Consider the following 27000-nt stretch of genomic DNA (forward strand, 5'->3'; position numbering starts at 1 on the left):
CATACTTCAACCAAGTTGAAGGCTGAAGACAGAGGCGAGATGTCATAGAGACATCTCGCCTCTCGCGTTTCAGTACCGCATTTGGATAGAGTGCCGCCATGACCGCACCGACCGCCGCTTCCCTTGCTTTCAGGTTGGCACAGATTGCCGATGCCGATGTGATTGCGCGCATCCAGACCGATGGTTGGCGCGATGCCTATCGCGGCCTTATGCCTGACAGGCTTCTGGACGGCCCGCTTCTGGAAGATCACTGCCTGCTCTGGCGGCGCCTGCTGGCCAGCGGCAGCGATCCGATGCCGCTGCTGGCTCTGGGGGGGGGGGCTGAGGTCGGCTTCTGCGCCATGGGCAAGTCCCGCTCTGGCCTGCCCTATGAGACAGAGGTTTTTGCGCTCTATATCGACACCGCCTGGCACCGCGTCGGCGTTGGCCGCCGTCTGATGCGGGCCAGCGCCATCCGGGCGCGCGAAGCCGGATCCGGCTCCCTGATGCTCTGGACCCTGGCCCGGAATGCCCGGGCGCGCGCCTTCTATCAGCGCTTAGGCGGAATTGCCGTTGGTGAAGAGGAGCATTGCTTCGGCGGCACCTGGCTGACCGAAGTCGCCTATGCCTGGGCCGACATCGACCGTCTGATCACCCATGCGACCCGGCCCGAGGATACTCCATGAGCCTGACCCTCTCCCGCCCTACCCTTGCCGATTGCGCGATGATCTGCGCCGATCTGCATATCGCCAGCTGGAATTCGGCCTATCGCGGCATTCTGGCGGATACATGGTTGGATGAGGAGATGCCAGAGAACCGGCGCCAGCATTGGCGTGCCGCCCTGGTCTCAGACCAACCTCGCCACGTCATCCTGGCCAACATCAATGGCGTGCCGGCTGGCTTCCTGTGTCTCGCTCCGAAAATGGAACCGGAATGGGGCGGTTATATCGACAATCTCCACGTCCGCCCGGACGTCAAGGGCCAAGGTATCGGCCGACGCTTAATGGCCGAATGCGCCAAGGACTGGCTCGCCAGGGGCGAAACCCAGCCACTCCATCTCGGGGTCTTTGCGAATAACGCCCCTGCCCGCGCCTTTTATGAGCGCATCGGCGGCAAGCTGGTCGCCGAATGGGACGAAGACTTCTATGGAAACCCGGCCAAGGCTGTCCGCTATCAATGGCAGGACGTCCATGCACTCAGCGCATCTTGCGATGTTGCGTCGGTTTCACCATGATCCGCCCCCAATTCCGCAGCCTCAACTGCCCCGCTTCCAACTGATCGAGTTGCCATGACCGCCGATTTGCACGCCGAAAAGATCCTGATCCTTGATTTCGGGAGCCAGGTGACCCAGCTCATCGCCCGCCGCGTCCGTGAGGCTGGCGTCTATTGCGAGGTTCACCCCTTCAACAGCGATCCGGCGAAGCTGAAGGCCTTCAATGCCAAGGGCATCATTCTTTCAGGCGGCCCGGCATCGGTCACCGGCATCGATACCCCGCGCGCACCGACCTTCGTCTATGACGCGGGCGTGCCCGTGTTCGGCATCTGCTATGGCGAGCAGACCATGTGCGAGCAACTCGGGGGCAAGGTCGAAAGCGGCCATCACCGCGAGTTCGGCCGCGCGCAGATCGAGATCAAGAAGGGTTCGGCCCTGTTCGACGGCGTCTGGGAAGCAGGCAAATCCTATGAAGTCTGGATGAGCCACGGCGACCGCGTCACCGCCCTGCCGGACGGGTTCGAGGTGGTGGGCGTGTCGGGCAATGCTCCCTATGCCGCAATTGCCGACGAGAAGCGTCGCTTCTATGCCGTGCAGTTTCACCCGGAAGTCGTCCATACCCCCGATGGCGCCAAGCTACTGGAAAACTTCGTGCGCAAGATCGCGGGCTGCCATGGGCAATGGACCATGGCGGCGTTCCGCGAGCGCATGATCGCCGATATCCGCGCCCAGGTTGGCGACGGCAAGGTGATCTGCGGGCTTTCGGGCGGTGTCGACAGCTCGGTTGCTGCCGTGCTGATCCATGAAGCCATCGGCGACCAGCTGACCTGCGTCTTCGTCGATCACGGCCTGCTGCGTATGGGCGAGGCCGAGCAGGTCGTATCGCTCTTCCGTGACAGCTACAATATTCCGCTGATCCATCGTGATGCGTCGGACATGTTCCTGAGTGCGCTGGCGGGCGAGATCGACCCGGAAGTGAAGCGCAAGACCATCGGCAAGCTGTTCATCGATGTGTTCGAGGAAGAGGCAAAGAAGGTCGGCGGCGCGCAGTTCCTGGCGCAAGGCACGCTCTATCCCGACGTCATCGAAAGCGTCAGCTTCACCGGCGGCCCGTCTGTCACCATCAAGTCGCACCACAATGTCGGCGGTCTGCCCGCCCGCATGAACATGAAGCTGGTCGAACCCCTGCGCGAGCTGTTCAAGGACGAGGTCCGGGCTCTGGGCCGCGAGCTTGGCCTTCCGGAAAGCCTCGTCGGTCGCCACCCCTTCCCCGGCCCCGGCCTTGCCATCCGCATTCCCGGCCAGGAGATCACCCGCGAGAAGCTGGATATCCTGCGCGCCGCCGATGCCGTCTATCTGGACGAAATCCGCAAGTCGGGCCTTTACGACAAGATCTGGCAGGCCTTTGCCGTGCTGCTGCCGGTGCGCACCGTCGGCGTGATGGGCGACGGGCGCACCTATGATTTTGCCTGCGCCCTGCGCGCCGTCACCTCGACCGACGGCATGACCGCCGACTACTTCCCCTTCCCCCACGACTTCCTGGGCCGGGTTGCCACCCGCATCATCAACGAAGTGCGCGGCATCAACCGCGTCACCTACGACATCACCAGCAAGCCGCCTGGGACGATCGAGTGGGAATGAGTGTAATGAGGGGCGCCATCTGGCGCCCCTTTCGTTTCAGGCAGTCACCTGCCGATGTAAGCCGCCGGACCGATGAATAGGCTTGGCGGCTATTCGCTGCCATCCCCTGCTGGGCTGACGGACCAGCCGCCGACATGGCTGTAGATGGCGTCCCGCAGGTGCCTGACATCCCGATTGAGATCCCCCAATTGCCGGGGCGATTGGCCTGAGGCGGCGAGCAGGGAGTCGCCCAGGCACCCGGCCTGCGGTTTCACATTCCGGCCCTGCTCGGTCAGTTCGACGATCACCTGGCGTTCGTTTTCAGGATTGCGCGTGCGCCGGACCAGCCCACCAGCCTCCAACCGCTTAAGCAGCGGCGTCAGCGTGCTCGATTCCAACGCCAGACGATCCGCGATGCTGCCCACCGTCTGACCGTCCTTATTCCACAGCACATTCAGCACGAGATACTGCGGATAGGTCAGGCCCAACCCATCCAGCAGCGGCTTATAGACCCGTTGGATGGCGATGCCCGCCGAATAGATCGCATAACAAAGCTGATCATCGAGGGGCACCGGCCCCCTGCTCTCTTCCGACATGGCGATATCCCTCTCTTAAGGTCCAACCAAGAGCGCGATTTTCATCGCCTCCTCGCAAAAACAATTATCGCGATAATTTTTTTCTGGACAAGCCCGTCGACTCGAATTATCAAACATATATCGCGATAACAATTATCGCGAAATCAAAACAACCTTTGAGAGGAGCCATCAAATGTCCAACAGCATCCGCACATCCATCGCCGCCGCCGCTGCCGCCACGCTGATCTCCGGCGCCGCCCTCGCCCAAGCGCCGCAAGCCGTGAAGAATGTCGTGCTGGTCCATGGGGCCTTCGCCGATGGTTCGGGCTGGCGCGGCGTCTATGACGATCTGACCAAGCGCGGCTACCGCGTCACCATCGTGCAGAATCCGCTGACCTCGCTAGCTGACGATGTCGCGGCAACCAAGCGGGCGCTGGATCGCCAGGATGGCTCGACAATCCTGGTTGGCCACTCCTGGGGCGGCACTGTCATCACCGAGGCAGGCGTGCATCCGAAGGTTTCCGGGCTGGTCTATGTCTCCGCCCTGTCGCCCGATGCCGGTGAGACGACGGCACAGCAATATGACGGCTTCACGACCCCGCCGGAATTTGTGATCGACGCCCATTCGGATGGCTATGGGTTCGTGCTGCCGGAGAAGTTCAAGGCCGGTTTTGCCGCCGATACCAGCGACGCCGATGCCGCTTTCATGCGGGACTCGCAGGTCCCCATCAACCTGTCGACCTTCGCAACCAAGCTGGAAAACGCCGCTTGGCGCAGCAAGCCCAGCTGGGCGGTGATCGCAACCGAGGACAAGGCTTTCGATCAGAAGATGCTGCAGTCGATGGCCAAGCGTATCGGCGCGAAAGTCACGAATGTGAAGGCCAGCCACGCGCTGTTAATGACCCAGCCCAAGGTGGTGTCCGACGTGATCGACAGCGCGGCCCGTGAGGTCGCAACCAAGAAGAACTAGGGTTGAACATTATCGAAGGCGGCAGGAACCATCGCCCCTGCCGCCTTCGCGCTATTTCAGCGGCAGAAATAGCTCCGCCACCGCTTCGTGTTCCGGTACTTCCGGGAAGAAGCTCAAGCGCTGGCAATAAAGCGGGAAATCGCGCGCTTCCTCGCCGCTGGCCGGGAGCCAGTCGCGGTAGAGATAGAGGGCGGCGGGCTCCAGATTGTCGGTATGGCCAACCACCCGCAGTACCGCGCAACGCCCGCCCGGAATCTCTCCGACCTTGATCTGCTCGCCGTTCGCGTCAATCGGCCGGTCGGTGCCGACACAGAGATCGATGGAGTAATCGGCTGGTGAGGTGGGGCGCCGCTCGGACCGCCAGACATTGAAGGTCGGGCTTGTTTTGGGATGAAGGCCCGCCGCTTTGCGCCAGGCGATGAAGCGCTGGATGGTGGCGCCCAGCATCGCCGGTTCGCCCCGATGTTCCAGGATCGCCACCCGCGTTGTGGGCACATCGCGGATGATCACATCGTCACTCGTAAAACGCGTCTGCATAAGCTTGCTCCTCGCACTGTCGAGAGGCCCGAAGGCCGCAAGCCACGGCTCCCAATCGGGAGATTTCCGGAAGGACGACGGCGATTGCCCGAACCTTTGCCGAAAGGCGCGGGCAAAGGCATCGGGCGCCTCGTAACCGGCATCCATCGCGATATCCGTGACGCGCTCGCCATCCCGATAGGCCAGCCGATAGGATGCGCGCTTCAGGCGGGCAAGCTGGATATAGCGATAAACCGACAGACCAAAAGCCGCCGTGAACTGCCGGTGGAAATGGAACTTCGAGAAGGCCGCGACACCGCTCAAACCATCAAGATCGAGATCGTCATTGAGGTGCCGGTCGATATACTCCAGCACCCGCTGCATCCGCTCATGATAGGTCCGAAGCGCTGCGGTCATTCGTCTAGGTCTCCCGTGGCCCGCTCAACCTAGGTCTGTTAGTCACCGCAGCGCTCGACCGATCTTGCGCTTCTGCTAAGCCTCCCCCACCTGCGGCACCAGCGCCCGCTGGTAGAGCGCCATCAACTCCGGCGGATGATCATAGATGATCCGCTTCCCATCGCGCAGATCGCGGCGCATCAGCCGCACCATGCGCTTGGTCACCTCATCCGGGAAATTGCTGGCCGGTTGGCCGGTTACTTCGGCAAGGCGCCCAGCGATCACGGCCGGATCGCTGACGACCGGACAGATGCGATAGCGGTAGGTACCGCCGATAGCCTCGGGCGTCAGATCCATGAAGCGGTCCGGTACCTGCCGGAAGAAGCTGAGCGGCAGCCGGTAGGCATTATGGCCCAGGATCGGCAGATCGTCCGGAACCTGTTCGATCTCATCCAGGACCTGGAAGCCGGTCGCGAGCGGCAGCAGCCGGTCCAGCTTATAGTCGTTCATATGCGGATTGCCGACGCGCACGAGGTTCGAGATCAGCTCGCCCAGGGAGGCATGACCGATGATCGCTGCGCGCTTGGCCAGGCCACCCCAGGCACCGTCGGCACCATTTAGCAATGCCTCGATGACGCTGGAATTCTCGAAGCCGCCACCACTGTGCATATGCACCAGCAGTTTGAAGGGTGGCGGCAGGAACTGGCGCGCTGCCGCCACATAGGCCCCGACCTGGAACGGCATATAGGTGCCGCGGTCATCCTCGAAGCTGATGCCTTCGATGAGCTGCTGCGCCAGGAGGGCCAGGATCTCGAAAGTCCGGTCGGGGTTCTGGGCGAAGGCATCGCAGCCATCGACGATATTGATCAGAATGCGCGGCTTGCCGCCCTGCTCGCCTTGGATGTTATCCATCAGCCATTGGATGCTGACCGGCAGGCTGCGGCGCAACTCCTCGAAGCTATATTGGCCATCCATGCCGAAGTCGCTGAGATATATCTCATGCAGGGTGTTCGGCACCTTATAGTCCCGCAGCTTCTGCATGGAGGTGCTGGGCTGGAACGTGCCGTCCGTGCCTACAAGACCGATATCGGTGAAAGCAAAGCAGCCGGTCATATCGTAGTTCTGATCGCGCAGCAGCATCATGAAGTCGTCGTCGACCTCCAGCGCTTCGGGCTGGGAATAGTCGAGCGTGCCCAGCAGGATATTCTGGAAACCGAAGTCCCGGACCTGCGGCAGGATCGCCAGCTTATCGGCCAGAGTCTGCCCGACGCGCGCGCCCACCGGATTTTCCCGCAGCGACAGATCGATGAAAAACGGCTCGATATTTTGCAGATACGCGATCTTGCTGTCCGCCGTGGCGAGATGGGCACGGGCGGCAGCCATGGAGTCAGGGACTGAACTCATCGATCAAAGGCTCCCTCGGGATGCAAGCGGATGCGAGAAGCGGTTTTGACCGCCTAGCCAGGATGCTACCGAAGCTCGCCCGGGAGTGCCACTGCTTGCCCCGCGAAATCGATTCGCTGCCTAGTTCGCGCAGTGCTTAGTCCGCGGATTAGCCGGGCCGGTCGATATCCACGATCAGCCCGGCTGAAGCGGCTGTCAGCCAAACTCTCACCCCGTCAGGCGGGGCATATCAAGCCGCCGTAGATGACCGAGGCAATATGGGGCACGACATCACGGCGGTTGCGGCCAAAGGGAACACACAGAAAATACTAACGCGATATTCCTCGATCTATAAAGTATCCCAGTAGGAAATAAGGCCTGCGCAATAGGTCTTCCCGCGTGGAACGGCTCCCGTGCCGCCCACTGCTTTTTTAAGGTCAGCGGCCCGTTGTCCCACTGCAACAGACTTTTCCTTCGGCCATTGGTGACGCGCATAAAAGCGCACAGGCTCAAAATCCCCTATGTGATTCGCCAAAAGATGCCGATCCAGTTCCCGAGCAACTCGCCCTGCGGTAGCTTTGAGACGAATAGCTCTCTCATGGCTAACTCTTTCAATAGGGATGACTTCCCGCAGCCCGTGTTCTCGAGCAGCGTCAATGTCGCGACCAAATGCGTGACCAAATCGGTTCCTGATCTGCCGCATGGCCTCCAAGTCCGATAATCGGGAGAAAATAACAGGGGGCAATGGGCTAAACAGACGTTGCAACGCAGCAAGGCGACTATTCCAATCTCCCCGCGTACAAGCCATTACATAAGTTTGATAATCAATTCTTGAAGATCTATTTTTTAAGAGTGTGCCTCCATCAACCGCCTTGGGGGCGCCGACCACGACGCCAGGATCGGACTCGATAGCAAGAACAACGACCGCAGCCAGATACGTTTCGAGATTCGAAGCAACAGTCAGAACAGTGCTTAAATTAATCCAATTATCAAATTGATGATAAGTATCGGACCAGTGTTTCAAATCTTTAAAATAATTAAAAAATTGATTACTTACCCCCATTGCCGACCTAGCATTATCGGACCATTTTGCACCATTCGCACCAAGCATCCGATATGTATATTCTAGAGCTCCTTGATGAGCGGTCCCCATAATACCCAGCTCACTATCGTAACGATTAAAAATCTGCAGCGACCATGTCGACGGCTCGTGCGCCACCCAGCGGTTAAAATTTGTGGTGCTTCTAACCATTACCCCTCCGAATAGGAAAATAGGACACAATCAAAAATTACGACAAAAAGGAGAATATAAAACCCATAATCCACAACCTGAAGCTACAAACAGCTATTGAAATCGCATGGTGGTATTGCCACCGGTCGAAATTTCACTCCTAAGATTTTTCGTATTTCCGAATCACAGGATCTACCCTCGCATCCCTTTCCAAGTCGCGCTAAAAGACCCAGCATCTCCCTCTGCCCGCGCCCAATGAAAGGCCCCACCATGACCGCCACTGCCAAGATCCTGCTGCTCGGTTCGGGCGAGTTGGGGCGTGAATTTGTGATCTCCGCCAAGCGTCTGGGGGCCCATGTGGTCGCCTGTGACGCCTATGCAGGGGCGCCTGCGATGCAGGTGGCGGATGAGTTCGAGGTCTTCTCGATGCTCGACGGCGAGGCACTTGGTGTCGCCATCGATAAACATAAGCCGGACTTCATCGTGCCGGAGGTCGAGGCGATCCGTACCGAGGTCCTGAAGGAGTATGAGGATCGCGGCCAGAATGTCGTCCCCTCGGCCCGCGCCACCATCATGACCATGAACCGCGACCGTATCCGTGAGGTGGCGGCCAGCGAGCTTGGCCTGCCGACCTCGAAGTACCTCTATGCCGAAACGCTCGAAGAGATGCGGGCAGCGGTCGAAAAGGTCGGCATTCCCTGTGTGGTGAAGCCGGTCATGTCCTCCTCGGGCAAAGGGCAGAGCACGGTCAAGGCGCAAGCCGATGTGGATACTGCCTGGAATTATGCCGTCGCCGGCATGCGCGGGGATCGCAAGCGTGTGATCGTCGAAGCCTTCATCGCCTTCGATTACGAAATCACCCTGCTGACCATCCGTACCCGCCAGGGCGTCATCTTCTGCGATCCCATCGGCCACCGACAGGAACGCGGCGACTATCAGGAAAGCTGGCAGCCCACCGCCATGGCACCCGCCGCCGTTGCCGAAGCACAGCGCCAAGCCAAGGCCGTCGTCGATAACCTCGGCGGCTACGGCCTGTTCGGGGTCGAGTTCTTCGTGAAGGGCGAGGATGTAATCTTCTCCGAGCTGTCTCCCCGCCCCCATGACACGGGCATGGTGACGCTGATCTCGCAGAATCTGACCGAATTCGATCTGCATGCCCGCGCGATCCTGGGTCTGCCGATCCCCAGCATTACGCAGTTCGGCGCCAGTGCCTCCGCCGTCGTGCTGGCCGACCGCGACTCCAGCGATTTTGTGGTGGAAGGTGTGGCCGAGGCTTTGCAAGCCCCGGCATCCGACATCGATATCGACGTGCGTGTCTTCAACAAGCCGACCACCCGCCCCTACCGCCGCATGGGCGTGACCCTGGCATTGGCGCGCAATGGCGATACGGACCAGGCACGCGAGGCTGCCCGCGCCGCCGCCGCCAAAATCAAGATCACCTACCGGGACTGAGGCGCGCCATGAGCTATAAAAACAGCCTGCCTTCGTTGGAGCGCCGCGTCAGGCGCCTTGCCGTCCGCCAGGGCTTGAACCTCCTCACGCCCCAGAAGCCGACCAAGCAGGTCTTGGCCCATGGCGGCTATATGCTGCGCGATGTGGCGAGCTTCGCCATCGTCTTCGGTGATGCCGACTATCAATTTTCGGCAACATTGGACGAGGTGGAAGAGTTTCTCTTGAAGCAAATCGAACAGCCAGAAGAGTAAATACCCGGCGCCCTCCGAAAACTATTATTTAACCAAACCCAGCTTTATGACTGAGCTTTTTTTAAGCAAAACCGCACTGACATAATACTGTAACCTAACAGACACATTGCGCTGTTATGCAAATCACAGAAATGTCATTGCGGTGCTTCCGTGCGCGACGGTTGCCCCGACCTCAAGGGGATTTGCATGAAGTTTTCCAAGTCTGCACCGGCGATCCTGATCACCTCGATCATCGTCGTCGTCGCCACCATCTCGATCATCAGCAACATCATCTCTCACCGCATGGCCGCTTCGTTCGAAGAAGGCACCTTCGCGATGATGAGCGAGATCGTGCAGTCAAAACTTCGTGAGGCCGAGAATAAGGCCATCGCATCGGCCGAAATCATCGCGGCCATGCCAGACGTGAAACGCGCTTTTGCCGCCCACGACAAGGCGGCTCTCGTGGCCGCGACCAAGGACGCCTACACCATCCAGGAGGAAAAATACGGCATCAGCCAGGCACAGTTCCATCTGGCGCCCGCGACCTCCTTCCTGCGTGTCCATAACCCGGATCGCCCCGCCGAGGATCTGTCGAAATATCGTCAGATCGTGCTGGAGGTGAACCGTACCGGCGCTATCCGCAAGGGCATCGAAGTCACCACCTCGGGCATCGGTATCTTCGGCACACTGCCAATGACCGATGAGACCGGCAAAGCCACCGGCAGCTTCGAAATGGCGCTGGAATTCGGCCCGCTGCTCGACGAGACCAAGAAGGCCTATGGCTTCGAGATGGGCCTCTATATCGAAGAATCGATTCTTCGCGATACAGCGACCTCCCTGAAGGCCGAATTCTACAGCGACCAGAACCGTGTCGGGAAATTCATCAAATTTCATGCGACCCACGAGGCGCTGATGCGCACCTTGGTGACCAGTGACACCATCAACATCACCGACGAAGCGACGTACCTGCGCGAGGCGGGCGACACCCCGTACGGTGTACTTCTGCAGCCTGTCTATAATTACGCAGGCAAGCAGATCGGCGTTCTCGCCATCGCCAAGAACTTCAGCGATACCCGCTCCGCTGATGGACAGGCAATGATCCTGCAGGCACTGCTGGGCTTCATCTCCGTCGTCCTGCTGATCGGCATTGTGCTGATGGTGGTGCGCGGCCTGTTGCTGCGTCCGCTCCAGGCCCTGACCGCGCGCATGGAAGCCGGTGAAAGCACCGAGGATCTGGCGACCGTCAGCACCGAAGTCCAACAGATTGCCGACTATTATGAACAGCGGCGCCCCACTAAAGGTCGCGACACGGAAGGTGCAGCATGACCGGCGGCTCGTTTCTGCGGACTGCCTGCCTCACCCTACTTATGGGGTTGGGCCTGTTTAATGCCCAGGCACAGGACCTGACCTCCATCCCCACCGGCAAAGGTCTGCCGGTCGTTGTTCGGGCCGCGGTTTACTATAACGAGGTCGCTTCCTTCGGGGAGAATGAGGAGCAGTTCGAAGCCACCACCGACCTGCGCCTGACCTGGGAAGACCCCCGCCTGCGTTACCCGCGCGAGGAAGGCCTGCACGGCTACAAGGAATGGACGATGTCAGCGGCGGAGGCCGAGATCGCCAAACTCTGGATGCCGAAGATCCGCGTCGTCAACCGGGTCGGCGAGCCTTCTTATGCGGTCCGGCGCCTGCGGATTTATCCCGATGGCCGGGTCGAGACGATGACCCGCACGACGGCTGCCTATAAGACGCCGGTCGATGTGGCGAAATTCCCCTTCGATCATCAGTCGCTGGAAATCCAGATCGCGGTCGAGGAAGACATCATCGAGAATGTCGATCTGGATTTCTCCAGCCAGGATGTCGAATTCAGCCGGGCTGCCGCGAATGCCAAACTGGGCGGCTGGACGCTGGGTTTCGTCAACCTGAAGCGCGACATTATCAAGGGCTGGAACGGCGACCGCTACGCCACGCTGACCGCAGCCCTCGACGTCAAGCGGGTGGCCATCGGCACGCTCGCAACGATCTTCATTCCGCTCTTTGCCTCGCTGCTGATCCCCTTCTTCGCCACCTGGCTGAACAAGGTGGAAGACGGCGAGTTCGCGGTGGATAGCTTCGAGCTGGCCAATATCATCATCGGCGGCCTGTTCGCGGTCATCGCCCTCAGCTTTACCGTCAGTTCCTCCTATCCGATCCTGGCGGAGGGGGATAATACCGTCACTCGACTGATCGGCCTCAACTACATCGCCTTGAGTGTCGGTCTGCTGATCACCGTCGGGCTCTATCGCTACAATATCCCGAAGCGGATCTTCGGGCCCTATGTACAGGAGCAGATGTTCCTGTTCCTGATGTGGGCCTTCCCCCTGGTGTTTATTGTCAGCGGGATCGCCTTCGTGTTCCTCGCGGCGGTCTAAGGATATCGAAGGGCATCCGTTAAGGCGCGATGCCCTTCGGCCTTTTTAAATCTCAGCTTCCACTAGCGCCGCCAACTGCGCCGCGACGGTTCCCCAGCCATCGTGGAAGCCCATCTCCTCGTGCGATTTCCGGTCAGCGTCGGTCTTATGCATGACATGGGCCGAATATTCCGTCCCCTGCGGATGATCCTGGAAGCTGAGGATCGCGGTCATGAAGGATTGTTGCGCCGGTCGCCAACCAGCCCTCAATGCATCGGTCACGACCAGTCGGCTGCCCTCTTCCACCGCCAGATAACAGAAATCGACGTGAGGAAGGAACGGACCGCCGTTCTCGCTCATATGGGTCACCAATGAGCCGCCCGGGCGCACCTCCATCCGCTCCACCCGGCAGAGGGCGGGCGCCGGAATCCACCATTTTTCGAACCGGGCAGGATCCGTCCAGGCCTTCCAGACAGACATGCGAGGGGCTTTGATGATCCGCGAAATAGTCAGATCGCGGGCCGGGTCGAAGGAAGCGCTCATGACTCTTGTCCTGTTTCCTGAAAACTGGTGACGAACTGTTCCAGCCGGTCGGTGCGTTCCTCCCACAGGGTCCGCTGCTCTGCCAGCCAGGATTCGGCAGCGGCAAGCCGCACCTTATCGAGGGTGCAGGTCCGCACACGGCCTTGCTTCTGCGTGCGGATCAGGCCGCTCTCCTCCAGGAAGCGGATGTGCTTTATGAAGGACGGCAGCGCCATCTCGAAAGGCGCCGCGAGATCGCTGACACTGGCCGCCCCCCGCCCAAGCCGCCGCAGGACGGCACGCCGCGTGGGATCGCCCAGCGCCAGGAAAGTTCGGTCGAGCTGATGTTGATACTGATCCATAAGGCTAAGTATCACGGCACGATACTTAGCTCAATGGATAAGTTTTTATCAGAGGCTTTTGCTGAGGTACTTCATTCCCGTGTCGCACATTACCGTCACGATGGTGGCGTCCGCCCCCAAGTGCTCGGCCAGCCGTAGAGCCGCAACGACATTGGCACCGGTGGAAGTTCCGGCGAACAGGCCTTCTTCCCGCGCCAGTCGCTTGGCCATGGAAGCGGCCTCTTCGGTTGAAACAGGCTCGATCGAGTCGGCGATCTCCGGCTGCCAGAGCGGCACCACATAACCAGCACCGATGCCGTCGATCTTATGGGCGCCGCTGATCCCGCCGGACAGCACCGCGGATTCCGCCGGCTCCACGGCACAGATATGGATCGCGTCGTGATGGCGGCGCAAACCGTTGGCGACACCCCGTATCGAGGCGGCTGTGCCGACACTCTGCACAAAGCCATCGATCCGCCCGCCAGTCTGATCCCAGATCTCGTCAGCCATGGCGTGATAGGCCGCCAACTGATCACGGTTATTCATCTGATCGGCCCAGAAGCTGCCGGTCTCGCGAGCGATTTCCCCGGCGGCAGCGATCATGTCCCGCGTCAACTTCTCGGTCATCTTACCGCTGTCGCTTTTCAGGACCTGAAGCCGAGCCCCAAGGATCCGCATATGCTCCAGCTTCTCCTTGGCGAAGGCGTCGGAGGTCACGATATGCAGCGGATAAGCTTTCACAGCGCAGACCAGCGCCAGCGAAACGCCCGTGCTGCCGCCGGTATATTCGACGACCGAACCGCCGGGCTTCAGGCGGCCATCGGCCTCGGCCGCTTCGATGATCGCCAGCGCCATGCGGTCCTTCATACTGCCGGTCGGGTTTTCGCTTTCGATCTTCAGGAGGATTCGAGCGCCTTTCGCGGGCGCGACCCTGCGCAGCGCCAGCAGCGACGTCTTGCCGATACGGTCCAGAATAGTGGTCATGCGGTTTCCTCCAGCCAGAGTTTCAGCGCCAGGGCATTGTTCTTCTGCTCGTCCTTGGCGGCGTACAGCAGCGTGACCGGCGTCGGCAGCGCACGAAGTTGCGCGACCGCCGCCTGCGCTGCTGCGCCCAAAAGCTCTTCCGCGTAGGCACTGCGAAACGCCTCCCAATCCTCGGGATGTCCATGGAAGCGTTTACGCAGCGCGTCGCTGGGCGAAAGATCCTTGAGCCAGAGGTCGATCCGCGCCTTGTCCTTTGTGATGCCGCGTGGCCAAAGGCGATCCACCAGCACCCGCGTACCGTTCCCCGGTTCCGCAGGCTCATAGATACGTTTCAATCGCCAATCGCTCATGATCACCATTTCCATGCATCTACAAATTATGTATATGCATAGATCTATGGAAACGAAGGCGCAATCTCAAAAGACTCTGCTGACCGATGCCCGGGAACTGGTGGCGGACTGCCCCTCCTGGAACAGCCGACTGGCGGCCCGGCGAATCACGGCCTTTCTGGACAAGGCGCTGGCCGATCTTGACCTCAGCGCGGCGCAGATCGGGCTGATGGCCCAGATCGCGGCCCTGAGCGACGATACGCTGGGTGCACTGGCGGCGCGCACCGGCCTTGACCAATCGACTCTGTCCCGCAACCTGCGCACCCTGGAGCGGGCCGGCCTGATCGAGATCGTGGTGGCGGAGAAGGATCTGCGGCGGCGGGCCGTCTGGCTGACGGAAACCGGCGCGCGGCGGCTGGAGGCGGCAATCCCGGTCTGGCGGGCGGCCAATGCGCAGCTCGCGGCAATGATCCCGCCCGATCTGACGCGCCAGTTGGCGGATCTATCGGCGGACCTAGAAACCCTCTGAAAAGATTGCCGCCCCCGGTTCGGTGTGAGGGAGGTCCCCGGGGGCGGCACTGAGGAGCGTCAGACCGCCTAGGGAGCGGTCAGCACCACCTGCAGATATTCGCTCGGCACGATCATGGTGTCGTCATTCGAGCGGTTGAAGCGCGCGATCAAAGCAATCAGATCATTGTTCAACGCCAATCGGCCGCTGGCGTCCAGGGCATCGAAGGCCTTGAGCATCGGACCGTAGTAGGTCTTGAAGATCTGAATGAAATGATCGGGCGAGCGATAACGCAGTGCGAAATGTTTGGTCGCCAGTTTCGCCGTGAAGCCCTTGCTTTCGAATAGTTCGGAGATGCGCGCACGGGTACCCCAGAGCGCGGGCGACTTGACGCCTGCGGGCGGAGGGAGATGCTTGCCGATAGTCTTGAAGATCTGGCCGATAAAGCTTTCCGGCGTCCAGTTGGCGAGGCCGATCTGACCGCCCGACTTGCAGACGCGCATCATCTCGGCCGCAGCCTTGTCCTGATCCGGCGTGAACATCACACCGAAGGTCGACAGCACCACATCGAAGCTGGCATCGCCGAACGGCAGGGATTCCGCATCGGCAACCTGGATATCGATCCGCAGACCGTCCGCCTTGGCGCGGGCCTGACCACGCTCCAGCAGGGCCGGAACATAGTCGGTGGAGACGACATCACACCAGCGACGGGCGGCCGCCAGCGAGGCATTGCCGTTCCCAGCCGCCACATCGAGGACTCGCTGCCCGGCGCGCAGGTCAAGCGCCTCGCATAATTCTTCGCCGACCAACTGCAGGGTCGTGCCGACGACGGCGTAGTCGCCCGACGACCAGGCGCCATGTTGACGGGTTTTCACTGCCCCAAGATCGGGGGTCACGTCTGTCACACTCATATCAATCCCTCATTAAGTCATTATGGCTGCTCATTATTCAGCCACCAGAGGGGTGCAGAATGAGGAATGCCTCAAAGCAAGTCCTTGAGAAAGGCTTGATTCTCCCTCCAGAAACGCGTCATTTTTACCTCTCGTTAATATTTCGCCAGTGGTCGGGGGGCCGGAGCGATGCGGATTCTGTTTGGTGATTGTGTGCTGGATACCGCCCGGCGCGAGCTGTTGCGCGGCGACGAACCGGTGCGGATTGAACCGCAGGTCTTCGACCTTCTGCTGCATCTGATCGAGAATCGCGACCGGGTGGTCAGCAAGGACGATTTGCTGGAGGCGGTCTGGCAGGGCCGCATCGTGTCCGAATCGACCTTGAGCAACCGCATCAATGCCGCCCGCGTCGCCGTGGGCGATAATGGTGACCAGCAAAGCCTGATCCGCACTATGGCCCGGCGGGGCTTCCGCTTCATCGGCGAGGCGCTGGTCGAAGGCGTGGCCCCCGCTCCTACGCCCAGCAGCGACGATCCCCGTCCCCGCGTCGCCGTACTGCCCTTCGTCAATATGAGCGGCAGCGAGGAACAGGAATATTTCGCCGATGGGCTGACCGAGGATGTGATCACCGATCTGTCCCGGGTCTCGGCGCTGTTCGTCGTCGCCCGCAACACGGTCTTCACACTGAAAGGCAAAGCGGTCGATGTTCCCGAAGCCGCCCGGTTGCTACGGGTCGACCATGTGCTCGAAGGCAGCGTGCGCGCAGCCGATGGGCGGGTGCGCATCACTGCCCAGCTGATCGACGGCCAGACCGGGGGGCATCTCTGGGCCGAACGCTATGATCGCGAGATGCGCGAGATATTCAGTCTGCAGGACGAGATTTCCCACGCCATCGTCGCCGCCCTAAAAATCGCCCTGCTGCCGCAGGAAAAAACCGCCCTCGACTATCGGCCGACCAGCAATTCCGAGGCCTACCAATATTATCTGATGGCGCGCTCCTATTTCCTGCAGCCGGGCTATGCCGAGCAGGCTTTCCGGACGGCCCGCCAGTTCTACGCTAAGGCCATTGCAGCCGACCCGACCTATGCCAGGGCCTATGCGGGCATCGCGAATTGCGACAGCTATCTGATGTGCATGGGCGCGCCGGACGTCACCTATCAGCAAATCATGGCGAATGCCGCCCGTGCACTGGACCTGGAGCCGGAACTGGCCGAAGCCCATGCCGCGCGGGGCCTCGCGCTCTATGCCGCCGGTCAGCATAGTGACGCGGACACGACGCTGGAGCGTGCGGTGCGCCTGGGATCGCTGTCCTTCGAGGCCCATTTTTTCACGGCCCGCAATTGCCGCGCCCAGGGCCGTCACCAGCAGGCCGCCGCCCTGTTCGAGCGCGCAGGAGAACTGCAGCCGAACGATTTCCGCTCTATTGGGTTGGCTCTCGACTCCTATCGGGCGCTCGGTTGGACGGAGAAAGCACAGGACGCCGCTCATCGCTGCCTGGAGCGGGCGCGGGCCGAGGTATCGGTTCATCCGTCGAACGCCCTAGCCCTGGCCTTTGGCACGGGCGTCCTGGCCTATCTCGGTCAGACCGAAGAGGCCAATATCTGGGCGGATCGGGCGGCGGCGCTCGATACCAACGACGTCTTCGCCAGCTATAATCTCGCGACCGCGCTTGTCACCTTGAAGCGGTTCGACATGGCGATGGAACGCCTCTATCGCGTGTTCGACATTCCTCCGCCCGCGCGCAAATGCCATGTGGACTGGCTGAAAAGCGACCCCTGCTTCGTGCCGATGCGCGGACATCCGCCTTTCGACGAGCTGGTCAGCCGACTGGAAGCCGAAAAACTCGCTCCGGCAAAAATTGAGGATCTGCGGGTAGCCTCCTGACAAGCGGGATCTGAAGCCCCACCTCTGCGTTGACGCTTCAGAACCCCTTTGCCCGGAGTTTACCTATGCGCCGCGCCCTGCCCTTCGCCCTGTTGCTGCTCGCCACCCCGACGCTCGCCCAGGAAATGGTCTCCACCCAGGCTGGCCCGGTAAAGGTCGAGACGATCACCCGCGACCTTAAACGGCCCTGGGCGCTCGATTTCCTGCCCGATGGCCACATGCTGGTCAGCGAGAGGGACGGTTATCTGCGGATCGTCGGCAAGGATGGCAAGGTCTCGGCGGCCCTGACCGGCACGCCGGAAGTCTTTGCCCAAGGCCAGGGCGGTATGCTCGACGTCGGTGTCGCCCCGGACTTTGCCAGCAGCCGACTGATCTATTTCACCTTCTCCGAGAAAGATGACCAGGGGCTGGCAGGCACAACCCTGGCGCGCGGAAAGTTGTCGGCGGATAGCACTGCCCTTGAGGATCTGAAGATCGTTTTCCGCCAGTCGCCCAAGGTTGACGACAGCAAACATTTTGGCTCGCGCATCCTCTTCGCCCGCGACGGCACGATCCTCGTCACCCTGGCCGACCGCTTCCAGTTCGATCCGGCGCAGGATCTGACCGGGCACCTGGGCAAGATCGTGCGCGTCAATCCCGATGGAACGGCGCCGAAGGACAATCCCCTTCTGGGTCAAAGCAACGCGAAGCCGGAAATCTGGTCCTATGGCCATCGCAATATCCAATCGGCCGCCCTCGACAAGGATGGCGCCCTCTGGATTGCCGAAATGGGACCGCTGGGCGGGGATGAGCTGACGCGGGTAGAAGCAGGAAAGAACTATGGCTGGCCGCTGGTCAGCTATGGCCGCCACTATAATGGTCGCGATATTCCCAATCCCAAGACGCGCCCGGAATTCCAGGAATCCACCTATCAATGGACCCCGGTCATCGCCCCCTCCGGCATGGCGATCTATTCCGGCAGCCTGTTCCCCAGCTGGCAGGGATCGCTGCTGATCGGCGGCCTGCGCGCACAGGCTATCGTACGGGTCACGGTGAAGAATGGCGCCTATGACAGCGAGGAACGCATCAAACTCGGCGCCCGCATCCGCGATGTGGTGCAGGGGCCGGATGGCGCCGTCTATGCCCTGACCGACGAGAGCAGTGGCAGGCTTCTAAGACTGTCTCCGGCAAGCTGATCGTTGCTCCCCGGCCCTGGGTGTTCTATGTCCTGAAGCAAGACTTCGGAAAAGGACATGGAATGACCGCATCAGCCCCTGCCAAAGGCACGCCCCCCCTGCTGAAACTGGCACTGGAACTGGGGCCGCTGGTGGTATTCTTCCTGGCCAATGGACGTTTCGGTCTGCTGAACGCCACAGCCGTCTTCATGGTGGCGGCCTGTATCGCCTTCGTGGTGCTGTGGCGCCTGGAGCGCAAGCTGCCGGTCATGCCGCTTATCAATATCGTGGTGGTGCTGGTCTTCGGCGGGCTGACGCTCTACCTGAAAGACGAAACCTTCATCAAGATGAAGCCGACCCTGGTCTATATCGTCTTGGCCAGCCTGATCGGCTTTGGCACGGCCTTCGGCGCGCAGCCAATGAAGCTTGTGATGGGTGCGGCTATCGCTCTCGATAATAGCGGCTGGCGCAAGCTCGCCCTGCGCTGGACGATCTTCTTCCTCGCCCTAGCCGCCTTGAATGAAGCTGTCTGGCGCCATGTCGATACCGACACGTGGGTTGCCTTCAAGACTTTCGGCGCCCTGCCCCTTACGATAGTATTTGCGCTCGCGCAGACACCTCTGATCATGCGCCACAAGCTGCCCGAGGAGAATTGACACCATGCCGGTCATCAATCGCATTGCCGAATTCCATGCCGAGATGACCGAGTGGCGTCACGATATCCACGCCCATCCTGAAACGGCGTTCGAAGAAGAACGTACCGCCGAAGTGGTGGCCAAGCGCCTGGAAGGTTTCGGCATCCAGATCCATCGCGGGCTTGCCAAGACCGGCGTTGTCGGCTCGCTGAAGGTCGGCTCGGGGTCACGCGCCATCGGTCTGCGCGCCGATATGGATGCCCTGCATATCCATGAAGCCAACAGCTTCGGCCATGCCTCCCAGAACCCCGGCCGCATGCACGCCTGCGGCCATGACGGCCATACGACGATGCTGCTGGGCGCCGCGAAGTATCTGGCGGAAACCAAAAACTTCGATGGCACCGTCCATTTCATCTTCCAGCCTGCCGAGGAAAACGAGGGCGGCGGGCGCGTGATGATCGAGGATGGGTTGTTCGAGAAATTCCCCGTCGAAGCGGTCTTCGGCCTGCATAACTGGCCGGGCATGGATATCGGCACCTTTGCGGTGATGCCGGGGCCGATGATGGCCTCCTTCGATATCTTCGAGATCACCGTCACCGGCAAAGGCTGCCATGCCGCCATGCCGAACATGGGCGTCGACCCCATCGTGACCGGCGCGCAGATCGTTACAGCGCTGCAGACCATCGCCAGCCGTTCGACCCATCCGCTGGAAGCGGCAGTCGTGTCGGTGACCCAGATCCACGCGGGCGATACCTGGAACGTCATTCCCAATTCCGTCGTGCTGCGCGGCACCACCCGCTCCTTCAAGCCCGAGGTTCAGGATCTGATCGAAAGCCGCATGCGCGCCATCTGCAAAGGCATCGCGGAAGCTGCGGGCTGCACGGTCGATGTCCGCTACGAGCGTCGTTATCCGCCCACCGTCAACAGCGCCCCGGAAGCCGTTATGGCTGCCGATATCATGGCCGAGATCGTGGGCGACAAGAATGTGCACCGGCAGGTGACGCCGACCATGGGCGGCGAGGATTTCGCCTTCATGCTGCAGGCCAAGCCCGGTGCCTATGGCTGGATCGGCAATGGCCCGACCGAGGGTGGTTGCCTGCTGCATAACCCGAATTACGACTTCAACGACCAGATCCTGCCCATCGGCGCCAGCTATTGGGCGCGCCTCGTCGAAACCTATCTGCCGAAAGCCGCCTGAGGATGAACCACGCCGTTACCGTTGCGAATGACGCCGCCGAAATCACCATCACCGGCCGCCTGACCTTCAAGTTTCATAAGGAATACAAGGACTTCCTTGATGATCTCCTGAAGAACGAGGTCGAACGCTTCATCTTTGATCTGTCGGGCGTCGAGTTCATCGATAGCGCGGGCCTCGGTATGTTACTGATTGCCAAGCAGAAGGCCCAGGGCCAGAACGCCCAGGTCATCCTGCGTAAGCCGCCGGAGAACGTGAAGCGCATGCTTCAGGTGGCGAAGTTCGACAAGATCTTCGAAATCGAGGCATAAGGGCAGCAGGCGTGCCGTCCCTTTTAACGCTGGCAACAGGCCCGACCGCGCTTGCCGAGCATCCCCATCAGGCCGAAGCCAGCCTCGCGCCCGCCGACCGACAGGCGGCCCAGGCGGCTGCGGCAAAACCTGGGGCCCTGATTACCCTCGCCCTCACGACCGTGACCGCCTATCAGATCGATATCGTGGCGGATGTGTCGCGGGAGCTGACCCGGCAATTATCGCTGGACGAAGAACACCTCTGGAAGATCGAGACGGCGCTGTCGGAGGCGGTCGGCAACGCGCTGATCCATGGCAATCTGGCCCTGGGCTCCGCCGCCCGCGAGATCGGGGATTTTGCAGCCCATGACGATGCAGTGGCCGAGGCGTTGGAAGATCCCGCCAAGGCATCGCGGCTGCTGCTCCTGTCCGTCAGCCGCACGTCGGACGGGATCGACATCATCGTTCAGGACAGCGGCGAGGGTTTCGATCCAGGCCCCACCCCCGAAAATCCTATCGAGGAAGCGGCAGGCGGTTCCGGTCGCGGCGTGGCGCTGATCCAGGCCTTGAGCGATAAGGTCACCTTCGCGGATCACGGCCGCAGCATCTGCATGAGCTTCCAGCTTCAAGTATAGCGCGAGAAAAGGTAGAGTAAGCTCCTGATCAGTCGTGCTGCTTCGAGTATTGCCATGTCCGTGCCGTTCCGCATTGCCTCTTTCGTCGCTATCGCGATGGCCTTTCCGGCTGTTGCGCAGCAGACGCCGACTCCTCTGACGGCTCCCGGCGCGCCTGCTCCGGCGGTGACACCGGCCCCCGCTCCCAAGCCTGCCCCGGCATCGGCAAACAAGCCCAAGCCAGCGCCCAAACCTGCGGCCACGAAGCCGACGGCAGCCAAGCCTGCGCCGAAGCCTGCAACAGCAGCGGCAGCTTCTGCGACCGCCGCGCCAACTATCGGCAGTGTCCTGACAACAGAACAGCAGCGCCAGGAAGCCGCCGCCGCCCAGGTGATCGAACAACGCGTCGCCTATCGCCAGACCGTGCAGGCCGACCTTGCTACCCGTGAGGGACTGCTGAAGCAGTACGAGACGAATTATCAGACCAACGAAGCCAAGATGAAGGCGACGCATCTGAAGCTGCTGAACACCGCTAAGGCCGTACAGGATGCACGTGCCGCCGAAGCCGAGGCCGCTGCAAAGCTGGCCGCTGGGGAAGCCCCGCCCGAGGGCGAGGAAGGCGCAGCAGAAGCTCCCGCCGCCCCGGCTGTCGATCCAGCCCAGGTCGCCACCCTGTCGAAAGCGCTTGAGCAGCAGTCCTTCGATCTGATGGTTCAGCGCCGCCAGATGGACAGCCTGCGCTCGGACGTGACCCGCCTCAAGGAACTGCTGGCTCGCCTCTCGAAATAAGGCCAGGCGGCTTCGGCCTTAGCGCACCAGCACCAGCTGCTTTTCGATGCGGGTGAACACGTCGTCGAGCGTGCGCCCCTGGGCCAGCTTTTCCCGACCGCTGAACAGCAGATAGTCTCCACGCTTGCCGCCCGGCTGCTTCACGATGGAGAACAGCGGCTTTTCGAAGCTGGATTTGAAGATCGAGAAGACAGCCATGCCGGGCAGGCTGTCGATGGCATAATCACGCCATTCACCGCGGGCGACCCGCTGGCTGTAAAGATTGAGGATCGACATCAACTCGCGCCGGTCGAAAGCGACCTGCTTGGCGCTGCGGCGGTAATCTGACAGGCTGATCAACGACATGTGCCCAGCATCCTCCCCGGCCGAAGCCGTACCGTCATCAGGACGTCACGAATCATTACGCAAGAGCGCGCATCCGTCCAGCCTTGATGCCTCCCTGACCTGGGCAAGCCGCGTCTTGGGTCGGTCCGCCGACCTGCGTGAGATCAACCGCGAGGGTACCAGCGTCGATGTGCTGATCCTGGAGGGCGGTCACGTGGTGCGCGTTGCCCGGACCGACGCTGCTGCCGATGCATTGGCCCGCGAAACCGCCCTCCTGACCCGGATCGCGCCGCATCTCCCTGTGCGTGTGCCCGACGTAATCGACAGCGCTCCCGGCCTTGCGTTGCAGGTCTACATTCCAGGGGAGCCGCTGACCCGCAGACGCCTTGCGAATCTTCCTCCCGCCCGTCGCGAAGCGGTTCTGGCCGACACTCACAATTTTCTCACGGCGATGGGCGGCCTTGCGCTCGATGTTCCAGCCGCCCCCGCCCCCCATGCGCCAAGCGACTTTGCCGATCTGCGTAGCCGCGCCGAGCTCACGCTTTTCCCTCGCCTCTCCCGCAGCTTGGCGGAGGAGATGCGGGGATTCCTGGATGAACAGGCTGCGGAACCGCTGGACAGCGCACGCCCCGGCCTCATCCATGGCGATCTACACCCGAGCCACCTACTGATCGACACTGAAAATCAAACGCTTACGGGCATCATCGATTTTGGACTCGCTGGTCGAGCAGACACCGCCATCGATCTGGCAGGCCTCTGGTATAACTGGGGGGATGGCGCGATTGCCCATCTGACCGATGATCTCGCCAAACGGGCCCGCGCCTGCCGCTATGCCCGAACCTACGAGATCCAGTGGGCTCTTACAGCCCTGGAAGAAGACCGGCCGGACTGGCTGCTTTATGCCATGGGGGCCGCAAAAGCGATCGGCGCCGATGTCTGGTAAGACGGATCGCGCGTGACGGGGAAGGCCGCACGCTATAGAGTGGTGTCATGGCTCGCACCACTCCTCGTCCGCGCGATCAGGCGCTGGAAATCGCCCGTCGCCTCCGCGAACGCTTCATCTCGCCCGAGGCGCAGGAAGTGGCTCGCTCGGCCTTTGCCAACCTGATGGAAACGGCTGCTCAGCCCGAGGAGTCGCGAACCTCCAAGATGCTGTGGGGCAAGTCCGAGGGGAACACCCTGGCCGAGAAGATCCGCCTGCGGGAAGGCATCGAGTTGCCGACGGACGAGAAGCCCTTCTCTGCCGAGGAAAAGCAGAAGGCGCGCGCCATTCTGGAACTTTTCCGTCAGCAGACCGGGCTTAAGCCCGAACGCGAGAACTAAGAGCCACCTAAGCTTACAGGACTCCTAGGCTTCCGGCTCCGTCGGGGGCGCGACACTGCGCGCTGCCGCAGCCTTCAGCTTGGCAACGGCCCGGATCGAGAAGGGAATCGAGGCGACGTAGATCGCAGCGATCACCAACAGCGTCTTCCAGGGTTCGGTCGTCAACCCTGCCGCCAAGGCCCCCACCGCCAACAGGATCGGTAGGACCATCACGTTGGGAATGCGCACCTTCTTGAAGGCGAAGGTGGGGATCCGGCTGATGGCAAGGCCACCGATAACCAGCATCCAGACCGCAACGAAGCGCGGATCGCGCAAGAAGACCTTGCCGAATTCCGCTTCCGCGACAACCGGCACCAGGACGAGCGCCGCCGCCATCGGGGCTGGAACCCCGGTGAAGAAATTATAGGTCCAGGGCGGACGCGTCTCATCTTCGAGCGCGGTATTGAAGCGGGCAAGACGCAAGGCCATGCAGACAGCATAGAGCAAAGCGACCGACCAGCCGATCCGCCCCAGCTCGTCCAGACCCCACTGATAGATCAGGATTCCCGGCACCACACCGAAGCATACGAAGTCCGACAGGCTGTCGAGCTCGGCGCCGAATTTGGATGTGGCGCCCATAAGGCGCGCCACCCGTCCATCGAGGGCATCGAATACAGCGGCTGCGATGATCGCCAGGACAGCCGCCTGCCAACGCTCTTCCAGGGCAAAACGGATGGCCGTCAAGCCTGAGCAAAGCGCCACCAACGTGATGATGTTGGGGATCAGCTTGTTGATCGACTGCGCCTTAACCCGGCGCAGTCGCGAAGGACGACGTGGGATCATCGCTTATCGCTGCCCCGCTCGATGCTCACTGCGCGACGCCCTGACGGGCCGCTTCGCCATTGCTCAGATCGGCGAGCACAGTCTCGCCGGCAATAGCCTTCTGACCCAGGCACACGGCGGGATTGACGCCATCGGGCAGATAGACGTCGACACGGCTGCCGAAACGGATCAGGCCGAAACGCTGACCGGCTGCCAGCCCATCACCTTCCTTGACCCACCAGAGGATGCGGCGCGCGACCAGACCTGCGATCTGCACGACCAGAATGTCGCGACCGTCTTCAAGGCCTAGCTGCACCGAATTACGCTCGTTATCGTCGGATGCCTTGTCGAGGGCGGCATTCAGGAACTTGCCCGGACGATAAGCGATCCGCTTGATCGTCCCCGGCATGGGCGAGCGGTTGATATGAACGTCGAAGACATTCATGAACACGCAGACACGCATCCGCGGAGTATCGCCGAGGCCCAGTTCAGGCGGCGGCGCGGCCGGACCGATGGAGGTGATGACACCGTCCGCCGGGCTGATGATCAGACCGGGGCGCGTCGGCGTGACACGCACGGGATCGCGGAAGAAATATGCCGACCAGGCGGTCAGAACGATACCGACGAACAGGCCCCAGTCGCCGGCGAGCCAATAGAGCACCAGCGCGACAACGGCGAAAATACCGACATAAAGCCAGCCTTCGCGGTGAATCGGATGAAGAATGGTCGGACGCACGGTTCTGCTTACTCCTGTTATTCAGGCGGCGATCATACCGATGGTGCCTGCCGGTTACTAGAGCAAAGCGTTTGACCGAAACCGATCAAACGCGCAGTTTTGCTTTAGTTTCATATCGTTGAGGAGTCTTTGACGATCAAGGGTTTCTGCAAAGACTCTTAGGAACTTTGCCATCGGCCCGGCGGCCTGTTATCAAAAGAGGGTCAGCTATTGATCGGACCTGCGCCATGCCCATTACACCGGAAACCATCCGCAGCCTTGCCGATCAGGATATCCCCTTCCCGGTCAAGAATCTTGCCCTGGGGGATGACGGGCTGATCACCCATGAAGCCGCCAGCACCCTTGGATTTCATTTCACCCTGCACGGTCGCCGCTGGGATGCTGATGTGGCCGTACAGGCCGATAAAGGTGGCATCGTCACCGTCTCGCACCTCGCTGGGCCTATGCCCTACAGCATCGATGGAGTGGATCGGCGCCAAGCCGTGCAGCAGATCCTCCAGGCTTGCCCTGCTCGCGGTGGACTGGCCATTCGCATCACCCGCAAGATGGAGCTTTGCGTCGAGGTCAGCGCCCCCCTGAGCGGCCCATTGGATGATAGCGGCGTGCTGAGTGGCGCGATTGCCCTGGCGCTTAAAGGGGAAGACTGGCTGCCCGTCATCGAGCATTTCACCCGTAAGCGTTAGTTCTTCAACGGAACCTTCAGGATCTGCCCCGGATAGATCAGGTCCGGATCCTTGATATGGTCCGGGTTTGCCTGAACGATTGTCGTATATTGCACCCCGCCGCCATAGAGCCTGCGGGCGATGCGCCACAGGCTGTTGCCCGGCTGAACGACAACGCGATCATCACCGCTCATCAAGAGATCGCGTGAGGCCTTGGCAAACGGCAACTCAACCCGCTGCGCAACTTTTCCGGCGGTATCCAGCCGGTCGACCCGCAGTTTATGCGTTCCTTCGGTGATCTCTTCCGGCGGGGTCAGGCGCCAGACGCCCTTGGCATCGGCTTCTGCCTGACCGGCGGGTTGATTGTCGATATAGATCCGCAGGCTGGCCCCCGGCTCCGACCGACCGGTAAGATTGAGCGTGCCGGAGGAATCATAGTCGATCACATCGACCGTAAGGCCCCCGGAGGCGCCCTGCGTCGTCGTCGGCCCCTGCAGCAGGGTCACAGGCCCCTTGCCATCACGTGGCACAGCAATCGCGATGCTCGTTTCGTTGGTCGCAACGGGCGCCGGTGGGGCAGAGGTCTCAGAAGGTTCGGCCACCGGCTTAGCACCGGGAACGGCCAGCACGACCACTTTTTCCGAAGGAACGTCGGTCCCGGTCGAGGGGTCTTTGGCAACTAGCGACAGTTCGCGATTGCCCGGCGGCAGCGGTTCGGCAGGCAGGAGCACCCATTCACCACGCTTGTCGGCGGTGACCGTACCAACCGGCTTTTCGCCGTCCATAACTGTGACCGCGGCATTGGGGGCGGCTCGCCCGGCAATCACCGCATCACCCTTGGGATTGACGCGAACCACATCGAACCCGGGCGCAACAGGTTCAGGGGCAGGCTGTGTCGCTGCGGGAGGCGCAGCAGGGGCGGCAGGCGGGGGCTCTTCGGTCGCAGCTGTGACGACTGCTTCCGGCACAGCGGCATCCTGATTGGCGACAATCGCTACCAGGACGGCGGCCAGGACCAGCATAACGCCCAATCCCCCTGTAATCGTCGACCGCCTCATTCCCCTCCC

Annotated in this window: 32 protein-coding genes; 19 read left to right on the forward strand and 13 right to left on the reverse strand. The window is 61.3% G+C overall.

Annotated features, from left to right (window positions below; all coding sequences use genetic code 11):
• Positions 1-98: 98 nt before the first annotated feature.
• Genes ACFSM5_RS07440 through guaA form a run of 3 tightly spaced genes read left to right on the forward strand, consistent with a single transcriptional unit; the run spans position 99 to position 2833 of the window.
• On the forward strand, positions 99-665 hold the full coding sequence (locus ACFSM5_RS07440; RefSeq protein ID WP_379875684.1) for a GNAT family N-acetyltransferase: 567 nt from the start codon (positions 99-101) through the stop codon (positions 663-665).
• Positions 662-1213, forward strand: a complete 552-nt coding sequence (locus tag ACFSM5_RS07445) for a GNAT family N-acetyltransferase (protein WP_379875685.1) — start codon at positions 662-664, stop codon at positions 1211-1213. Before ACFSM5_RS07440 ends, ACFSM5_RS07445 begins: the two co-directional genes overlap by 4 nt.
• A gap of 54 nt (positions 1214-1267) precedes the next feature.
• The gene (gene guaA, locus ACFSM5_RS07450; RefSeq protein WP_379875686.1) at positions 1268-2833 is read left to right on the forward strand and encodes a glutamine-hydrolyzing GMP synthase; all 1566 of its coding nucleotides are present in this window, start codon (positions 1268-1270) and stop codon (positions 2831-2833) included.
• Positions 2834-2922: 89 nt separating this feature from the next.
• On the opposite strand, the gene ACFSM5_RS07455 is transcribed toward guaA, so the two are convergent.
• Positions 2923-3408, reverse strand: coding sequence for a MarR family winged helix-turn-helix transcriptional regulator (locus tag ACFSM5_RS07455; protein ID WP_379875687.1), 486 nt, complete (start codon positions 3406-3408; stop codon positions 2923-2925).
• Positions 3409-3580: 172 nt separating this feature from the next.
• On the opposite strand from ACFSM5_RS07455, the gene ACFSM5_RS07460 reads away from it, so the two are divergent.
• Complete coding sequence (locus ACFSM5_RS07460) at positions 3581-4357, forward strand: alpha/beta fold hydrolase (RefSeq protein ID WP_379875689.1); 777 nt, start codon at positions 3581-3583, stop codon at positions 4355-4357.
• A gap of 51 nt (positions 4358-4408) precedes the next feature.
• Here ACFSM5_RS07460 and ACFSM5_RS07465 read toward each other — a convergent pair whose 3' ends face one another.
• From ACFSM5_RS07465 to ACFSM5_RS07475, 3 genes are all read right to left on the reverse strand, one after another.
• Positions 4409-5290: an AraC family transcriptional regulator gene (locus ACFSM5_RS07465; RefSeq protein WP_379875690.1), complete on the reverse strand. Its 882-nt coding sequence runs from the start codon at positions 5288-5290 to the stop codon at positions 4409-4411.
• Between the two features lie 75 nt (positions 5291-5365).
• The gene (locus tag ACFSM5_RS07470) at positions 5366-6673 is read right to left on the reverse strand and encodes a hypothetical protein (protein WP_379875691.1); all 1308 of its coding nucleotides are present in this window, start codon (positions 6671-6673) and stop codon (positions 5366-5368) included.
• A gap of 328 nt (positions 6674-7001) precedes the next feature.
• Positions 7002-7904 carry a hypothetical protein gene (locus ACFSM5_RS07475; protein ID WP_379875692.1) on the reverse strand — a complete coding sequence of 301 codons (903 nt, stop codon included), beginning with the start codon at positions 7902-7904 and terminating at the stop codon, positions 7002-7004.
• 249 nt (positions 7905-8153) lie between these two features.
• Between ACFSM5_RS07475 and purT the strand changes: the two genes are divergently transcribed.
• The 4 genes from purT (at position 8154) to ACFSM5_RS07495 (ending at position 11973) form a co-directional block, all read left to right on the forward strand.
• Positions 8154-9335: a formate-dependent phosphoribosylglycinamide formyltransferase gene (gene purT, locus ACFSM5_RS07480; protein ID WP_379875693.1), complete on the forward strand. Its 1182-nt coding sequence runs from the start codon at positions 8154-8156 to the stop codon at positions 9333-9335.
• Positions 9336-9343: 8 nt separating this feature from the next.
• Entirely contained in the window at positions 9344-9586 is a 243-nt protein-coding gene (locus tag ACFSM5_RS07485; protein WP_379875694.1) for a hypothetical protein, read from the forward strand.
• Positions 9587-9772: 186 nt separating this feature from the next.
• Positions 9773-10891: a cache domain-containing protein gene (locus ACFSM5_RS07490; protein WP_379875695.1), complete on the forward strand. Its 1119-nt coding sequence runs from the start codon at positions 9773-9775 to the stop codon at positions 10889-10891.
• Positions 10888-11973: a ligand-gated ion channel gene (locus ACFSM5_RS07495; protein WP_379875696.1), complete on the forward strand. Its 1086-nt coding sequence runs from the start codon at positions 10888-10890 to the stop codon at positions 11971-11973. The genes ACFSM5_RS07490 and ACFSM5_RS07495 overlap by 4 nt, the downstream gene beginning before the upstream one ends.
• Positions 11974-12018: 45 nt before the next feature.
• On the opposite strand, the gene ACFSM5_RS07500 is transcribed toward ACFSM5_RS07495, so the two are convergent.
• Genes ACFSM5_RS07500 through ACFSM5_RS07515 form a run of 4 tightly spaced genes read right to left on the reverse strand, consistent with a single transcriptional unit; the run spans position 12019 to position 14149 of the window.
• Positions 12019-12495, reverse strand: a complete 477-nt coding sequence (locus ACFSM5_RS07500; protein WP_379875697.1) for an SRPBCC family protein — start codon at positions 12493-12495, stop codon at positions 12019-12021.
• A complete protein-coding gene (locus ACFSM5_RS07505) occupies positions 12492-12836 on the reverse strand; it encodes an ArsR/SmtB family transcription factor (RefSeq protein ID WP_379875698.1) in 345 nt (114 codons plus the stop codon). The genes ACFSM5_RS07500 and ACFSM5_RS07505 overlap by 4 nt, the downstream gene beginning before the upstream one ends.
• A gap of 48 nt (positions 12837-12884) precedes the next feature.
• Complete coding sequence (locus ACFSM5_RS07510; protein ID WP_379875699.1) at positions 12885-13799, reverse strand: PLP-dependent cysteine synthase family protein; 915 nt, start codon at positions 13797-13799, stop codon at positions 12885-12887.
• Positions 13796-14149: a DUF488 domain-containing protein gene (locus tag ACFSM5_RS07515; protein ID WP_379875700.1), complete on the reverse strand. Its 354-nt coding sequence runs from the start codon at positions 14147-14149 to the stop codon at positions 13796-13798. The genes ACFSM5_RS07510 and ACFSM5_RS07515 overlap by 4 nt, the downstream gene beginning before the upstream one ends.
• Positions 14150-14195: 46 nt before the next feature.
• Between ACFSM5_RS07515 and ACFSM5_RS07520 the strand changes: the two genes are divergently transcribed.
• Positions 14196-14657 carry a MarR family winged helix-turn-helix transcriptional regulator gene (locus ACFSM5_RS07520; RefSeq protein WP_379875701.1) on the forward strand — a complete coding sequence of 154 codons (462 nt, stop codon included), beginning with the start codon at positions 14196-14198 and terminating at the stop codon, positions 14655-14657.
• Positions 14658-14725: 68 nt separating this feature from the next.
• Here the strand turns inward: ACFSM5_RS07520 and ACFSM5_RS07525 are convergent, their stop codons facing one another.
• On the reverse strand, positions 14726-15547 hold the full coding sequence (locus tag ACFSM5_RS07525; RefSeq protein WP_379875702.1) for a class I SAM-dependent methyltransferase: 822 nt from the start codon (positions 15545-15547) through the stop codon (positions 14726-14728).
• 168 nt (positions 15548-15715) lie between these two features.
• On the opposite strand from ACFSM5_RS07525, the gene ACFSM5_RS07530 reads away from it, so the two are divergent.
• The 7 genes from ACFSM5_RS07530 to ACFSM5_RS07560 all read left to right on the forward strand — a co-directional run bounded on the left by ACFSM5_RS07530 (position 15716) and on the right by ACFSM5_RS07560 (position 22087).
• Positions 15716-17410 carry a winged helix-turn-helix domain-containing protein gene (locus ACFSM5_RS07530; protein WP_379875703.1) on the forward strand — a complete coding sequence of 565 codons (1695 nt, stop codon included), beginning with the start codon at positions 15716-15718 and terminating at the stop codon, positions 17408-17410.
• A 65-nt stretch (positions 17411-17475) separates the two neighbouring features.
• Positions 17476-18585 (forward strand): PQQ-dependent sugar dehydrogenase, encoded by a 1110-nt coding sequence (locus ACFSM5_RS07535; RefSeq protein ID WP_379875704.1) that lies wholly within the window; start codon positions 17476-17478, stop codon positions 18583-18585.
• Between the two features lie 62 nt (positions 18586-18647).
• Positions 18648-19220, forward strand: a complete 573-nt coding sequence (locus tag ACFSM5_RS07540; RefSeq protein WP_379875705.1) for a septation protein A — start codon at positions 18648-18650, stop codon at positions 19218-19220.
• A gap of 4 nt (positions 19221-19224) precedes the next feature.
• Positions 19225-20397 (forward strand): M20 aminoacylase family protein, encoded by a 1173-nt coding sequence (locus ACFSM5_RS07545; RefSeq protein WP_379875706.1) that lies wholly within the window; start codon positions 19225-19227, stop codon positions 20395-20397.
• A gap of 2 nt (positions 20398-20399) precedes the next feature.
• A complete protein-coding gene (locus ACFSM5_RS07550) occupies positions 20400-20705 on the forward strand; it encodes an STAS domain-containing protein (protein ID WP_379875707.1) in 306 nt (101 codons plus the stop codon).
• Between the two features lie 11 nt (positions 20706-20716).
• Positions 20717-21319 carry an ATP-binding protein gene (locus ACFSM5_RS07555; protein WP_379875708.1) on the forward strand — a complete coding sequence of 201 codons (603 nt, stop codon included), beginning with the start codon at positions 20717-20719 and terminating at the stop codon, positions 21317-21319.
• 54 nt (positions 21320-21373) lie between these two features.
• Positions 21374-22087 (forward strand): hypothetical protein, encoded by a 714-nt coding sequence (locus tag ACFSM5_RS07560; RefSeq protein ID WP_379875709.1) that lies wholly within the window; start codon positions 21374-21376, stop codon positions 22085-22087.
• Between the two features lie 18 nt (positions 22088-22105).
• On the opposite strand, the gene ACFSM5_RS07565 is transcribed toward ACFSM5_RS07560, so the two are convergent.
• Positions 22106-22432, reverse strand: a complete 327-nt coding sequence (locus ACFSM5_RS07565) for a DUF2794 domain-containing protein (protein WP_379875710.1) — start codon at positions 22430-22432, stop codon at positions 22106-22108.
• A 115-nt stretch (positions 22433-22547) separates the two neighbouring features.
• Here ACFSM5_RS07565 and ACFSM5_RS07570 point away from each other — a divergent pair, with 115 nt between their 5' ends.
• Together ACFSM5_RS07570 and ACFSM5_RS07575 are read left to right on the forward strand one after the other, a co-directional pair.
• Positions 22548-23354, forward strand: a complete 807-nt coding sequence (locus ACFSM5_RS07570; RefSeq protein ID WP_379875711.1) for an aminoglycoside phosphotransferase family protein — start codon at positions 22548-22550, stop codon at positions 23352-23354.
• Between the two features lie 47 nt (positions 23355-23401).
• Complete coding sequence (locus ACFSM5_RS07575; protein WP_379875712.1) at positions 23402-23734, forward strand: hypothetical protein; 333 nt, start codon at positions 23402-23404, stop codon at positions 23732-23734.
• 24 nt (positions 23735-23758) lie between these two features.
• Here ACFSM5_RS07575 and pssA read toward each other — a convergent pair whose 3' ends face one another.
• Positions 23759-24556, reverse strand: coding sequence for a CDP-diacylglycerol--serine O-phosphatidyltransferase (gene pssA / locus ACFSM5_RS07580; RefSeq protein ID WP_379875713.1), 798 nt, complete (start codon positions 24554-24556; stop codon positions 23759-23761).
• A 25-nt stretch (positions 24557-24581) separates the two neighbouring features.
• Positions 24582-25271: a phosphatidylserine decarboxylase gene (locus tag ACFSM5_RS07585; protein WP_379875714.1), complete on the reverse strand. Its 690-nt coding sequence runs from the start codon at positions 25269-25271 to the stop codon at positions 24582-24584.
• Between the two features lie 227 nt (positions 25272-25498).
• On the opposite strand from ACFSM5_RS07585, the gene ACFSM5_RS07590 reads away from it, so the two are divergent.
• Positions 25499-25954: a hypothetical protein gene (locus ACFSM5_RS07590; RefSeq protein WP_379875715.1), complete on the forward strand. Its 456-nt coding sequence runs from the start codon at positions 25499-25501 to the stop codon at positions 25952-25954.
• On the opposite strand, the gene ACFSM5_RS07595 is transcribed toward ACFSM5_RS07590, so the two are convergent.
• A complete protein-coding gene (locus tag ACFSM5_RS07595) occupies positions 25951-26991 on the reverse strand; it encodes a LysM peptidoglycan-binding domain-containing protein (RefSeq protein ID WP_379875716.1) in 1041 nt (346 codons plus the stop codon). The genes ACFSM5_RS07590 and ACFSM5_RS07595 overlap by 4 nt on opposite strands.
• Positions 26992-27000 lie beyond the last annotated feature (9 nt).

The organism is Lacibacterium aquatile (assembly GCF_042683105.1).
GTDB classification, from domain to species: domain Bacteria; phylum Pseudomonadota; class Alphaproteobacteria; order Elsterales; family Elsteraceae; genus Lacibacterium; species Lacibacterium aquatile.